Source organism: Lysinibacillus sp. GW823-FHT02G10, assembly GCF_058797135.1.
Map to the genome: position 1 here is coordinate 543,469 of NZ_JBXAJI010000001.1, position 14,368 is coordinate 557,836.

A 14,368-nucleotide genomic window follows, 5' to 3' on the forward strand; every position below is an offset into this window, starting at 1 on the left:
GAAGATAAGATTTTTTCTTATCTTCCGTTTCGTCGCGTATAATAGCACCAGATAGTTAGAGGGGGAACATTAATTGCGTAAATCTTTACCATTTGCATTATCAAAGGACCGTTCATTTTTCGATTCATTAGGTGACTGGATGGGCGATGTTCTTTATGATGAATTACCAGAAAAGGGCTTTGAATGCCGTGATGAGCAAATCTTTATGGCTTATCAAATAGAACAAGCACTAAAAGAAAAAAATGTTCTCTTTGCAGAGGCAGGAGTGGGAACTGGCAAAACGATTGCTTATTTGCTTCCAGCTATTTCCTACGCACGTTACACAGGGAAACCTGCGTTGATTGCTTGTGCAGATGAAACATTAATCGACCAACTTGTAAAAGAGGGGGGCGATATTTATAAACTCCAAAAAACGTTAGGACTTGATATTGATGTTCGACTAGCAAAATCGAGAGATCAGTATTTATGCTTAAAACGCTTTGAGGAAGCAGAGAAAGTGGAGTCGGATGAATGGATTGATGATATTTCCTTTTCTATCCCTGATGGTGTTTATGCACAAGGTTCGATGATTGCTGTTCATCCATATGGGGAACGCAGTGATTATCCAACAGTCAGTGATGAGGATTGGCAAAAGGTTAATTACAATTCGATTATGCAATGTTCGGTTTGTGACCTTCGTAATCGCTGTGGGCAAACATTGCATCGCTCTCATTATCGAAAATCAACCGATCTTGTTATTTGTTCACAAGATTTTCTAATGGAGCATTTAGCTACAAAGGAATCTCGTGAGCGTGAAGGTCAGTTAGCATTACTGCCTGAGGTATCAATGATGGTGCTGGATGAAGGACATTTATTGGAGTATGCTGCGCAAAAAGCGATGACCTATAAAGTACAGGCGACGACTATCGTGCAATTATTGGAGCGCTTGATGGTAGATGGTGTACGCGAGCGCACACTGTATGCAATGGAGAAATTACAGGATGATCATGAACTATTTTTTGATCAGCTTCGTGATGATATCGTTGCTTCTAATGAAGATCGCAAACGCATAAACAAATCAAAAACATTGCTTGCTTACGGGAAGCAGTTAATAGATGATGTAGAAACATTGATGGAAGAATTCGTTTTTGAATCAGAAATGTACATGATTCCTGAATATGAGCTAAATATGGCGGAAGAATATTTAGAACAATATGAGGCTTCGTTGCGTATTTTCATCGCACAGGGAGATGCAGTAGATTGGTTAGAGGAAACAGATGGTGAAGAAACGCTCGTCATTATGCCTCGTTTAATCACAGAAGTTTTAGCAGAAAAATTATTCTCTAAAAAGCTTCCAATCGTCTTTTCTTCTGCCACTCTATCGGTCAATAAAGACTTTTCTTATATTGCCTATAGTTTAGGAATTCGAGATTACCAATCATTTTCTGTACCATCCCCATTCGACTATGAAGAGGTTATGAAAATCTATTTACATGAGCTTACACAACGAGACAAAACAGCGCGTGTTCAGCAGTTGCTGCGTGATGGCGAGCAAACGTTGATTTTGTTTAAATCGAAGCAAGCCATGCTAAACTTCAAGGCAGAATTACCGCTAATGGAACGTATGTATGTAGCATTTGAGGGAGATCGAGAGCTATCAGCCATTGTTCGAGACTTCCAGCAAGGAACAGTTAAAACATTATGTTCATATCATTTATGGGAAGGGTTAGATTTGCCTGAGGAAGCATTAACTCGTGTGATTATTTATGATTTACCGTTTCCTCCACAGGACCCATTATTTGATGCGAAACGTACATTTGCCGAAAACCCATTTGAGGAAGTGGAATTACCTTTCATGCAATTACGCTTGCAGCAAGGGATGGGGCGCTTAATTCGTACATCGAATGACCATGGTGATATTCACATTTTATTAAATGAAGATGAACAAAAGCAGCGCGCAGCCTTTGAAAATATAGTAGCAGTTGTACCAGAAATAAAATAAAAAGAAGCGAGTTTACCCAAACGGTAAGCTCGTTTTTGTTATATCGAAATAACATTATGTGTGTAGTTAAATTATGGATCTTTAAAAAACTGTTGAATATTTCTCTTTTAAGCTATATAGTTCTTTGTAATGCAACGAAATCTTGTGAAAGAATATATTTTTTATATTGAAAATAATTTCACAAAAGGTTTATAATAATGACAAAGATTTTTAAGAATAGTCAAATTGCTTGCTGACTATTCCTTGATAGGGGGCTTAAACCTGTCGAACATTCAATCATTGTGTAGAAAATATACAAATCTATCGGCAACGGATATTGACAAGTTAATAGAAATAGAGGCTACGCTAACGTATTATGCTGAGTTGACTGATTGTTACATGTTCATAGATTGCCTGTTGGAGAATTTACCGCATGCAATTGTTGTGGCAGAGGCATTCCCGAAGAAAGAGATTGGTTTATACGAAAAATCAGTTATCGGAAAATTCGTATTTGAAAGTTTTGAACCAGCCGTATTTGCTGCGTTTAAACATAAAGAAAAATCATCCATTTCCAGAGCAATTACGCAGGAAGGCATAACGGTGGAGCAAAATGTCATTCCCATTTTTAATGAGCAGCAGCAAGTAATTGCTGTGTTGATTCAGGAAAAAATGGTGAAGATGCAAACGACACCGAAGGATGATTTTCAAAATATGCCGTTTGCATTAATTGAGCATATTGTCGAACCTAATTCTCAACCAATTCCAGTTGTTTCTGATTTACTCGTAGAGTCGATTATTCTCACAAATCACGAAAATAAAGTGATTTATAGTAATCCAGCAGGCTATCATTTTATTTCGGAGCTATCTAGATTAGAAAATTTTGACAATATAGCGTTGGATAAAATCTTACCTTTTTTACAGGAGGTCTATGATAAAGGCGACGATGTCTTTTTCCTAGAAATTACGATTGATCGTAAGTCCTTTATTGTGAAGAAGATTCCTATTCGCAGTCATAACGAGAAAGTCACGCTACTCATTATTCATGATCTAACAGAGCTTAAGCTGAAAGAAAATGAGCTAATGATGAAAACATTTGCGATACGAGAAATTCACCACCGCGTGAAAAACAATCTTCAGACAGTGACAAGTCTATTACGTTTGCAAATGCGCAATGATCTGTCTGCTTCAAATGCAAGTGCGTTTCAAGAGGCATTAAATCGAATCTATAGTATTTCATCGGTGTATGAGCTGATTTTAGAAAATGAAGATAACGCTGAAGAAAGAGTAGACGTTATCGCATTAGCTAAAAAAATTGGTCATAAAATGATTGGTACGTCTAATACAGCAAATATTCAACTAGCCTTTCATCATGAAAATTTGCAGCTGTTCTGCCATTCAAAAAAGGCAGTCTCTTTAGCACTCATTATTTGTGAGCTACTGCAAAATGCATTAAAGTATGCGTTTATCGGACGTGATGAAGGAATCATCGATATTCAATTCATTCAGGAAGATTCTACAATTTCGCTTCATATTTCTGACAACGGCGTTGGAATGCAAGAGGTGAAGGCATCTTTTGGTATGGAGATTATCACAAGGCTTGTAGAATATGATTTAGCTGGCTCATTTTCAATTATCCCTAGTAATGAAGGTACACATACTCAAATTCAGTTCCCTGTAAGTGAGGAGGTATTTATCGTAAATGACTAGGAAAGTTATGATTGTCGAAGATGAATCACTGATTGCGATTGATTTGAAGTTTATGTTAGAAGATAACGGCTACGAAGTTGTAGCTCAAGCGAACAATGGGGAAACAGCCATTGAATTAGCCTTTTTACATAAACCACAGTTAATCTTAATGGACATTAAAATGCCTAAACTTGACGGTTTAAAGGCAAGTAAAATTATTGAACAACAGCTTGGTATACCTGTTCTTTTCATCTCGGCCTATAGTGAAAAAGAATTGTTGCTATACATGAAGCAGGATAATATATTAGGATATGTAATGAAACCGTTTTCTGAAAAAAATGTGTTGCCTGTGCTTGAGGTTGCTTTTCATCAAATTGATAAATTCAACCGTCTCAATGGGGAGATCTTACATAAGCAAACACAATTAGATAAGCGAAAAGTCATTGAACGAGCGAAGGGCTTGCTGATGCAGGCTGAAAATATAAGCGAGGACGAGGCTTACCGTAAGATTCGCAATGAAAGCATGCAAACACAACAGGAAATGGTGCATATTGCACAGCAAATTATTAACAACTTACAAGTCAATAGTTGAAGCAAAGGCGCTTTAAAGAGATTTCTTCTTTAAAGTGCCTTTTTTTATATAAATTTATAAATAAAAAAGGGGTGATGAGTAAGATGGCAATGATAGGAACGGTTATCGTTTATATTATTATGATTTGTGCTGTTTTAGGGGCAATCGGAGCTATCCGAGATGCTGAGTATGGAATTGGGAAAGAATTTATGAATGGGATCCATACGGTTGGTCATATTTTTGTCCCAGCAGCAGGGATCATGGCAGCTATACCTTACTTAACATGGTTTATTAGTCATTTTATTAGTCCGATTTTTGAGTTAATTGGCGCAGATCCTGCGATTGCAGCGACGACCATTTTAGCCTCGGACATGGGTGGTTACCAATTAGCCAATGCATTAAAGGAGTCTTATGAGGGATGGGTAATGGCTCTTGTTGTTGGTTTTATGTCAGGTGCTACTATCGTATTCTCAATTCCAATGGGCCTTGCGATGTTGGATAAGCGTGATCATAAATACATGGCGCTAGGAATTATGGCTGGCGTTTTAACAATTCCGATTGGTGCATTTATTTCTTCGATCATGATTGTGCTATTCAACACAGAAGTACGTGAAGTCATTAGTACAACAGAGGCTCCTACATATGTATTTGCCATTTCTGTTTTACAAATATTAATTAACTTACTACCTTTATTCATTTTCGTTATCTTAATCGCACTAGGCTTAAAGCTTATTCCAAACGGCATGATTACTGGCTTCATGGTATTCGGTCGTGTAATGGATGCGGGAATTAAACTGGTGTTAGTGTTCTCTATTGTTGAGATTTTTACAGGTATTTTTACAAAGATTTTTGGCGCGTGGGGCTTCGATCCAATCATGGCTGATGAAATCGATCAGTTCCGAGCATTAGAAACAGCCGGTTATATCGGGATTATGCTAGCGGGTGCCTTCCCAATGGTGTATCTAATTCGAAAGTATGCTTCCAAGCCACTTGAAGCAGCTGGTAAAAAATTAGGCTTATCCTCTGTAGGAAGTGCTGGGATTTTAGCAACGATTGCGAATATTTTAGCGATGTTTACACTAATTCGCCATATGCCACCAAAAGACAAAGTAATTAACATTGCATTTGGTGTATGTTCCGCCTTTTTATTAGGTGATCACTTATCATTCACGGCGAACTTCCAGCCAACCATTATTTTACCTGTTATTGCAGGGAAGTTTTTAGCGGGTGTTATTGCGATTATTTTAGCCTATAAGCTTTCAGTACCAACTGCATTAAGGTTGGAAATTGAAGATCGTAAGGCTGGCATTATCAAAGAAGGCGAGTATTTAACAGATCAACAATCTTAATTGATTAAAAAGTGAGGTGATGACGTGTGAGTGAAGAGAAAAAACGATTTATTCAGGAGTTTGTGCCGGGTAAACAGCTAACATTGAGTCACCTTATTGCCAATCCTGATCCAGAAATGTTTCAAAAGCTAGGTATCCAAGAAGCAGGTGCCCTTGGCATTATGACTTGTACGCCAAGTGAAACGGTAATTATTGCAGGAGACTTAGCAACAAAGGCTGCCAATGTCAAACTAGGATTTTTAGATCGTTTTACAGGTAGTCTCGTTATTGTTGGTAGTGTGTCAGAGGTAGAAATGGCGATGTTAGAAATCAATCGTTTTTTATCCGAGGTATTAGGTTATACACCATCAAAAATAACAAAATCATAGGATGTGTCATATGAAAAATCGAGTAATGATAATAGGCGGTGTGCAAGCAGGAAAGTCAACATTGATGAATACATTGTTGGGCAAAGAAAGCAGTGCCAACAAAACACAAGCACTCGTTTATGATGACTGGATTGTTGATACACCAGGTGAATATGTTGAAAATCCAATGTATTACAGAAATATAATGGCAACATCTTTGGAAGTAACCCATGTGATTTACTTGCAGGATGCCACATCAGCAAGGAGTGTATTCCCTCCGCAATTCAGCTTAGGGATTCCCAAAATACAAATAGGGGTTATTACCAAGATTGATGCCCCTGATGCAGATGTAGAAAGGGCTACCGCCTTATTAAAAAATGTTATGACGCAGGGCCCTATCGTGAAAACCTCTTCCTGGCAAAAGCTTGGCATTGAATTGATTGAACCATTGATTCAACTCCAGACAAATGAAGAAATTCGACAATTTGTTAAGGAAAGCGATAGTCCGTATCTCATGTATTGCTCACAGTAGCGAGAGGGAGGTGTAGGGTGAAAACTGAAAAAATATTTAGTGCAGGCATTGATATTGGGACAAGTACCACAAAAATGGTTGTCAGTAGTTTTCTGTTAAAGAATGTGGCTGGCGTAACACATGTGCCAAGGATTGAAATTATTGAGAAAACGGTGTTGCATCAAAGTCCAATTATTAGAACCCCTTTTATCAATAAAGACATCATTGATATGAAAAAGATAGAGGAATTTATTTCTCAACAGTATCAATTGGCACAAATTGCTCCATCTGATATTGCAACTGGGGCCATCATCATTACTGGTGAATCAGCCACGAAGGAAAATGCAAGTGAGGTTGTCCATACCATTGCAGATGGCGCAGGTCATTTTTTAGTTGCTACCGCAGGTCCTGATTTAGAGGGCATCATTGCTGCCAAAGGGGCAGGTACTTTACAGCAATCAAAGAATTCATCCAAAGTCATCGCCAATATCGATATTGGTGGAGGGACAGCGAATATTGCTGTTATGCAATTTGGAGAGGTCATTGGTACATGTACCTTACATGTTGGTGGTAGATTGATTGAGTTTAAGGATGGCAAGATTCAATCAATTTCTCCGCCACTCATGCGATTGATGGAACGATGGACTAATCCGTTAGCGGTCGGTGATGCGGCCGAAGATATTCGAGTGACACATTGTATTGAAGAAATGGTGCAAACACTTGCCATGATTCTTCATGGGCAATGCAGAGATGAAAAGCATCCATTATTACTAGGGCATTTACCAAACTGGCATAAACCTGTGGATGCCATCGTTTTTACGGGTGGTGTGGCCTCTTGTATTTATGAAAATGAATGTACCCAGCGTCAATATGATGATATTGGTGAAAAATTAGCGAAAATGCTACTTCAGCATGAACAGCTACAATCATTTTTATGGTTACGACCAGAGGAAACAGCACGTGCAACAGTGACTGGTGCTGGTACACAAACCACTGAAATCAGTGGGGCAACCATTCAGGTGGATGCCCAAGTATTACCACTAAAAAATGTACCTGTCTTCAATTGTCATATAGATTCTTCAACAGATTTTAACTCGACGGTGAAGACAGCAGTAGAGAGAGCAAATGATTTATTTTCTATACAGGACAATCGTTCGCCATTTGCCCTCTATTTTAGTGAATTGCCATATTTAAGCTTTCAGGATGTACATGCATTGTGTCAGGCCATTTTGTTACATTTGGCGACAAGATGCTCTAAGGACATACCAATTATCATAGTCATTCAATCAGATTATGCAAAGATTATTGGACAGACCATACAAGCCATAAATGCGACAGTACCAATTATTTGCATCGATCAAATTAAAGTGGAAACGGGCGATTACATCGACATTGGAGAGGTTCTGCCATCTGGCGTCGTTCCTGTTGTGGTGAAGACCCTTGCCTTCCATTCAAAGTAAGGAGGATGAATGTGAACTTATCGGTGATATTTGGTGGAGAAAAATATAATTTTAAATCATTAAAAGATGTTATGGCTAAGGCCAATGAAGAAAAATCAGGCGATCAGCTAGCAGGTATTGCCGCTGAGACGGTTCAACAACGGATCGCAGCAAAGGCAGTATTAAGTGAGCTTTTAGTTAAAGATATCCGCGAAAACCCATTAGTGCCACAAGAAAATGATGAGGTTTCACGCATTATTGAGGGCGATATTAATGAGCAAATATATGGAGAAATCAAAAACTGGAGCATCGAGCAGCTGCGTGAATACATTCTATCAAATGACACGGGTGATCGTGAATTAAAGCGTTTAAGTAAAGGGATGAATTCCGAGATTATTGCCGCTGTTACAAAACTAATGTCCAATTTAGATCTTGTACATGCAGCCAATAAAGTTGAAATACTTTCAACGTGTAATATTACGATTGGTCAAAAAGGGACGCTGTCATCTCGTCTACAGCCAAATCATCCGACAGATAATATTGATGGCATCATCGCCTCTCTAAAAGAAGGACTGTCCTATGGTATTGGGGATGCTGTTATCGGCATTAATCCTGTAGATGATTCAGTTGAAAGTGTCAAAAAAGTGCTTACAGCTACAAAGGAATTCATCAATGATTGGTCCATTCCTACGCAAAACTGTGTATTAGCTCATATTACAACACAGATGAAGGCAATTAAACAAGGCGCCCCAGCAGATATGATTTTCCAAAGTATCGCAGGGACAGAAATTGCTAACCGTTCGTTCGGTATTTCTGCTGATTTAATACGAGAAGCAGAGGAGCTCATTAAAAAACAAGGAACAGGTACTGGTCCAAATTTATTCTACTTTGAAACAGGTCAAGGCTCAGAGCTATCGGCAGAGGCACATATGGGTATTGACCAAGTAACACTGGAATCGCGCAATTATGGATTTGCTAGACATTTTAATCCTTATATTGTGAACACTGTAGTTGGCTTTATTGGCCCAGAGTATTTATACAACAATAAACAAGTAATTCGAGCAGGTCTCGAAGATCATTTCATGGGCAAAATGCATGGTATTCCTATGGGGGTAGATATTTGCTATACCAACCATATTAAGGCAGACCAAAATGATGTGGAAGATTTGAGTGTATTGCTGACAGCTGCTGGTGTTAACTTTATTATTGCTGCGCCAATGGGCGATGACGTGATGCTCAACTATCAATCGATGAGCTTCCATGATGTGGCTACATTACTCCAAACATTTGGTAAAAAACCAGCACCAGAGTATTTAGCATGGTTAGAGAAAATGGGCATTTATGAAAATGGTCGACTGTCAGCAAGAGCTGGCGATTTATCCATTTTTGAAAGGTAGGTGAGTCAAGTGAATGATCAATTAGTTTCTATGATTACACAGCTTGTCATGGAGAAGATGGAGAAAAGTACAGGTAGCCAAACACCTGAAATAGCAGCTACTCCAACAGAACAACCACTTATTAAATTTTATGATACAGTAGAAAATCGTTCTTCAGGAACAACAGAAGCTATAGCAACATCACAGGAGCCATTAATTCAGCTGTATCAGCATGGAGCTCCACAGCAAGTAACGACGGTTACTTCTGCTACTTTCGAACAACCAGTAAATGACGCTGTGCCGATCAAGCCCTTTCAGTTTGAGGCGGGCTCGTTAAGTGAAAGTGTGCAGGCTGCTAAGAAACATACACCTGCTCGTATTGGTGTAGGAAGAGCAGGGACAAGACCGAAAACGAAAACCTGGTTAAAATTCCGACTTGATCATGCTGCTGCGGTAGATGCTGTATATGGCGAAGTGACAGAAGATCTTTTACAAAAGCTTGATGTCTTTCAGGTCACAACGAAAGTCACAGATAAAGAGGAATACATTACAAGACCTGACTTAGGGCGTCGTTTATCAGAAGAATCAAAGGCATTGATTCAGCAAAAATGTAAACCACAGCCAAAGGTACAGATTATTATCTCGAATGGCTTGAGTGCAAGTGCGATTGAGGAGAATGTTCAAGATGTTTACTTAGCCCTTCAGCAAAGTCTTAGCAATTTAAATATTGACATTGGTACTACGTTCTATATCGATAAAGGGCGTGTTGCTTTAATGGATGAGATTGGTGAGCTGCTACAGGCAGAGGTTATTGTTTATCTAATTGGTGAGCGTCCAGGGCTCGTATCAGCAGAATCGATGAGTGCATATTTATGCTACAAGCCAAGAATTGGGACAGTGGAAGCGGAACGTATGGTAATTTCAAATATCCATAAGGGTGGTATCCCACCATTAGAAGCGGGAGCTTATCTTGGCACAGTCGTAGAAAAAATCCTGCGTTATCAGGCAAGTGGCGTAGAGCTTGTCGCAAAAGAAGGTTAGGAGGCTGAAATATGTATCCTCAAAAAATTATGGCGCAAATCTTGGCGATGCAAACCATTCCAAGAGTCAACCGTGAACTAGCAGAGCAGTTAGATTTAAAGCCACATCATCATAGCATTGGGCTTGTCACACTGACAATCGACGATGTTGGCTATGTTGCCTTAGATGAGGCGACGAAAAAGGCAGATGTCGATGTTGTTTATGCAAAAAGCTTTTATGCTGGAGCGGCACATGCGTCTGGTCCATTGTCAGGTGAAGTGATTGGCATTATTGCTGGAAGCTCACCTGATGAAATTCGTAGTGGTCTTGATGCCATTCAACAAAAAATTGAATTTGATACGTATTTTGAAGCCATTAATAATAATGACAATCATGCCTTGTTTGCCCATACTGTGGCAAGCTGTGGGACGTATCTTGCTGAGCTTGCAGATGTAAAGGTTGGCACCCCACTTGCTTATTTAATTGCTCCGCCGCTTGAAGCGGTTGTTGGATTAGATGCAGCATTAAAGGCTGCAGATGTTGAGCTAAAGGTTTTCTTTGGTCCTCCATCTGAAACCAATTTTGGGGGCGGCTTATTAACTGGCAGTCAATCTTCATGCGAGGCTGCGGCACATGCATTCAGAGAAGCTATTGAAAATATAGCTAGAAACCCAGTGATTTAGAAGGGAGGCGGCTTTATGGCCACATTAGACAAAGACTTATTAGCGATTCAGGAAATGAGAGATGCCGTTAAACATGCTAATACAGCACAGGCTGCCTATATGCAATTTTCTCAGCAACAAGTAGACAACATTGTAAAGGCTGTCGCGGATGCTGCCTTTAAGGAAGCAGATCGTTTAGCAAAAATGGCTGTGCAAGAAACAGGAATGGGTATTCCTAACCATAAAAAGATGAAAAATGAAGTAGCTTCACGAGATGTCTATGAAGATATTAAAGAATTAAAAACAGTTGGTATTGTGGGCTATGATCGGATGAAAAAAGTAGCCGAAATTGCAAGTCCTTTCGGTGTCATTGCTGGTATCGTACCAACAACAAATCCAACCTCTACAGCGATCTTTAAGACACTCATTTCTTTAAAAACGAGAAATGGTTTAGTGCTTAGTCCACACCCATATGCAGTGAAATGTACAAAAGAGGCCTTAGATATTTGTCGAGTAGCTGCTGAAAAAGCAGGTGCGCCAGAAGGATTACTACAATGTTTAACAATGTCCTCCATGGAGGCAACACAGCAGCTAATGAAGCACCCAAACATCCATTTAATTTTAGCTACGGGTGGTGGTGCATTGGTCAAGGCGGCCTATAGCTCTGGCAAACCTGCCTATGGGGTTGGGCCAGGAAATGTACCAGCTTATATTGAAAAATCGGCTAATATTCAAAAATCTGTACGTCAATTGGTGCAAAGTAAATCGTTCGATAATGGCACAATCTGTGCAACAGAACAAGCCATTATTGTGGATAAGGTGATTGCAGAGCAAGTGCAAACAGAATTAAAGAAAAATGGTGCCTATCTATTAAATGCCGAAGAAAAAGCTAAAATGGAAAAATTGATCTCGCCAGTTCCTGGGAAAGTAAATCCCCAGATTGTCGGTAAATCAGCTACTTGCCTAGCAGATTCTGTCGGTATTACGGTACCAGACGATACAAAAGTTCTTGTGGGCTTCGAAACAATGATTGGTAAAAATATTCCATTTTCTCTTGAAAAACTATCACCAATCTTTGCGCTTTATGTTGTTGAAAACAGTACAGAAGCCAAGCAGGTGATGATTGACCTATTAAATATTGGAGGACGCGGACATACATGCTCAATTCACACTGAAAATGCAGCATTAGCAGAGCAATTTTCTGTCGAATTACCAGTATCACGAATTGTGGTTAATACATTATCCTCAATTGGTGCAGTAGGTGGCACAACGGGCTTAGCACCATCCTTTACATTAGGCTGTGGGACATTTGGCGGCAATATTACGTCAGACAACATTACAGCAAGACATTTATTAAATATCAAACGTATGGCGTATGGCATTAAAGATGTCGAAGTGCCAAAACCAGAATTCGAAGTACAGTCCGTTGTTGAATCGGTAGTTTCACAAGAACCTACTCTTGATACAACGATGGTTCAACAAATTGTCGATCAAGTATTAAAACAAATCACATTACAAAATAAATAAATTATTTGGAGGAATGACAAATGAGTACAGCATTAGGAATGGTAGAAACAAAAGGTTTAGTAGGAGCAATTGAAGCAGCAGACGCAATGGTAAAGGCAGCAAGCGTTAATTTAGTAGGCAAAGTACATGTAGGTGGCGGGATCGTAACAGTTCTTGTACGTGGTGATGTAGGTGCAGTAAAAGCAGCAACAGATGCAGGGGCAGCAGCAGCACAACGTGTAGGAGAGCTATTATCTGTCCATGTAATTCCACGTCCACACCACGAATTAGAAATGATTTTACCAAAAGCAGAAGCATAATTTCATGTTCTTTCAAACGCTATAGATGGAAAAATAACTACCATTTATAGAAGAGAGCTGGATCTAACTTTAGAACAGCTCTCACCTTGTCCTGATAAAATAATCAACAAAATAAAGAGGTGGCTAACATGACAACAGCAACAAAAACTTTTCCAGTGGCCATTTCGGCTCGTCATATCCATCTAAGTGAAGCGGATTTACAAGCACTTTTTGGTCCAAATGCAACCCTAACGAAAGATTTCGACTTATCACAGCCAGGGCAATTTGCTGCAAAAGAGCGCGTCTCTATTGAGGGACCTAAAGGCGTTATTCATAATGTCCGTGTCCTTGGACCTGTAAGACCAGCAACCCAAGTAGAGGTAAGCCGCACTGATGCCATGAAGCTAGGAGTGACACCACCTTTACGTCAATCAGGTGATATTGACAATTCTGCGGGTATTAAAATACTTTCTCAAGACAAAGAAATAGAGATCCAGCAGGGAGTCATCATTGCGCAAGCGCATATTCATATGACTGAGGAAGATGCCAAAGCATTGGAAGTACGCAATAATGAATTAGTTTCAGTAGAAGTTGTAAGTGATCGACCTGTCACTTTCCGAGGTGTCGTTGTACGTGTTTCAAATGATTTTAGTCTGGAAATGCACATTGATACGGATGAAGCAAATGCTGGTTTTATCGAACAGCAGGCACAGGGTAAATTAATAAAAGTATCATCGTAAGGAGGAGGCAAGATGCAAGAAAATTTAGTGCAAAAAATTGTGGAAGAAGTTCTGCAACAAGTCTTAAAAAATCAATCTTCCCCTCCACATGACGGTAAAATTCCGATTGGTGTATCTGCCCGCCATGTCCATCTTGCACAAGCAGAAGTTGAACAGCTCTTTGGTGAAAATTATCAGCTCACACCGAAATTCGAGCTTTCACAGCCAGGGCAATTTGCTGCGGAGGAAACTGTAGTAATTGCAGGTCCAAAAGGGTCAATTGAGCGCGTGCGTATTCTTGGTCCCGCTCGTTCCTTATCGCAAGTGGAAGTAAGCTGGACAGATGCTATGAAATTAGGTCTGAAGCCACCATTAAGAATTTCTGGTGATATTCAAGGTTCCAGTCCTGTTACATTAATTGGTCCAAAGGGAAGTGTTGTGTTAAATGAAGGCCTCATTATTGCACAGGCACATATTCATATGTCCCCAGCGGATAGTGCGAGATTCCAAGTCGTAGATGGGCAATCTGTCCAAATTAAGGTAGAAGGTATTCGCCCAATTATTTTATCGAATGTGGTTATCCGTGTTTCAGAGCGCTATCGCTTAGAAATGCATATTGATACAGATGAAGCAAATGCAGGGTTAATTCAGCAAGGAACGCTTGCAGAAATCGTGCATCATCAAGTAAGTGAACCTATGATCACTGTGAAAGAGCAGTCGCCAGTCGTACAGAAAGTAGAGCAACCGTCCGTCTATCATTATGACAAAAAGCTACTTTCACAAATAGAAGTGCTCGATATCGATGCACAAGAAATTGTCGTTCCAAAGAAAACCATTGTGACAGCATTGGCTTATGATAAGCTGCGAGAGTTAAATAAAACATTAACGATTCGTTCAGAGTAGTTAGACAATGTGTGTCGCAT

At 39.6% G+C, this 14,368-nt stretch carries 14 protein-coding genes; all 14 read left to right on the forward strand.

Annotation, left to right across the window (positions count from 1 at the left end):
- Positions 1–73 precede the first annotated feature (73 nt).
- The 14 genes from AC1RFD_RS02690 (at position 74) to AC1RFD_RS02755 (ending at position 14,348) form a co-directional block, all read left to right on the forward strand.
- The gene (locus AC1RFD_RS02690) at positions 74–1,981 is read left to right on the forward strand and encodes an ATP-dependent DNA helicase (RefSeq protein WP_048389992.1); all 1,908 of its coding nucleotides are present in this window, start codon (positions 74–76) and stop codon (positions 1,979–1,981) included.
- Positions 1,982–2,206: 225 nt separating this feature from the next.
- Positions 2,207–3,667: a sensor histidine kinase gene (locus AC1RFD_RS02695; protein ID WP_492474467.1), complete on the forward strand. Its 1,461-nt coding sequence runs from the start codon at positions 2,207–2,209 to the stop codon at positions 3,665–3,667.
- Entirely contained in the window at positions 3,660–4,238 is a 579-nt protein-coding gene (locus tag AC1RFD_RS02700) for an ANTAR domain-containing response regulator (protein WP_004269312.1), read from the forward strand. Before AC1RFD_RS02695 ends, AC1RFD_RS02700 begins: the two co-directional genes overlap by 8 nt.
- An 83-nt stretch (positions 4,239–4,321) precedes the next feature.
- Entirely contained in the window at positions 4,322–5,566 is a 1,245-nt protein-coding gene (gene eutH, locus AC1RFD_RS02705) for an ethanolamine utilization protein EutH (RefSeq protein ID WP_054550774.1), read from the forward strand.
- 26 nt (positions 5,567–5,592) lie between these two features.
- The gene (gene eutS / locus AC1RFD_RS02710) at positions 5,593–5,934 is read left to right on the forward strand and encodes an ethanolamine utilization microcompartment protein EutS (protein WP_004269314.1); all 342 of its coding nucleotides are present in this window, start codon (positions 5,593–5,595) and stop codon (positions 5,932–5,934) included.
- Positions 5,935–5,944: 10 nt separating this feature from the next.
- The gene (locus AC1RFD_RS02715; protein ID WP_054550775.1) at positions 5,945–6,445 is read left to right on the forward strand and encodes a EutP/PduV family microcompartment system protein; all 501 of its coding nucleotides are present in this window, start codon (positions 5,945–5,947) and stop codon (positions 6,443–6,445) included.
- A 17-nt stretch (positions 6,446–6,462) separates the two neighbouring features.
- Positions 6,463–7,884, forward strand: coding sequence for an ethanolamine ammonia-lyase reactivating factor EutA (locus AC1RFD_RS02720; protein WP_054550776.1), 1,422 nt, complete (start codon positions 6,463–6,465; stop codon positions 7,882–7,884).
- 5 nt (positions 7,885–7,889) lie between these two features.
- Entirely contained in the window at positions 7,890–9,260 is a 1,371-nt protein-coding gene (locus AC1RFD_RS02725; RefSeq protein ID WP_008176446.1) for an ethanolamine ammonia-lyase subunit EutB, read from the forward strand.
- Between the two features lie 9 nt (positions 9,261–9,269).
- On the forward strand, positions 9,270–10,280 hold the full coding sequence (eutC, locus tag AC1RFD_RS02730; protein ID WP_054550777.1) for an ethanolamine ammonia-lyase subunit EutC: 1,011 nt from the start codon (positions 9,270–9,272) through the stop codon (positions 10,278–10,280).
- A gap of 11 nt (positions 10,281–10,291) precedes the next feature.
- On the forward strand, positions 10,292–10,942 hold the full coding sequence (gene eutL / locus AC1RFD_RS02735; protein ID WP_492474468.1) for an ethanolamine utilization microcompartment protein EutL: 651 nt from the start codon (positions 10,292–10,294) through the stop codon (positions 10,940–10,942).
- A gap of 15 nt (positions 10,943–10,957) precedes the next feature.
- A complete protein-coding gene (locus AC1RFD_RS02740; RefSeq protein WP_054550778.1) occupies positions 10,958–12,448 on the forward strand; it encodes an aldehyde dehydrogenase family protein in 1,491 nt (496 codons plus the stop codon).
- 20 nt (positions 12,449–12,468) lie between these two features.
- Complete coding sequence (locus AC1RFD_RS02745) at positions 12,469–12,747, forward strand: BMC domain-containing protein (protein ID WP_004269321.1); 279 nt, start codon at positions 12,469–12,471, stop codon at positions 12,745–12,747.
- Between the two features lie 128 nt (positions 12,748–12,875).
- On the forward strand, positions 12,876–13,466 hold the full coding sequence (locus tag AC1RFD_RS02750; protein WP_054550779.1) for a phosphate propanoyltransferase: 591 nt from the start codon (positions 12,876–12,878) through the stop codon (positions 13,464–13,466).
- Positions 13,467–13,478: 12 nt separating this feature from the next.
- The gene (locus tag AC1RFD_RS02755; protein ID WP_009370493.1) at positions 13,479–14,348 is read left to right on the forward strand and encodes a phosphate propanoyltransferase; all 870 of its coding nucleotides are present in this window, start codon (positions 13,479–13,481) and stop codon (positions 14,346–14,348) included.
- Positions 14,349–14,368 lie beyond the last annotated feature (20 nt).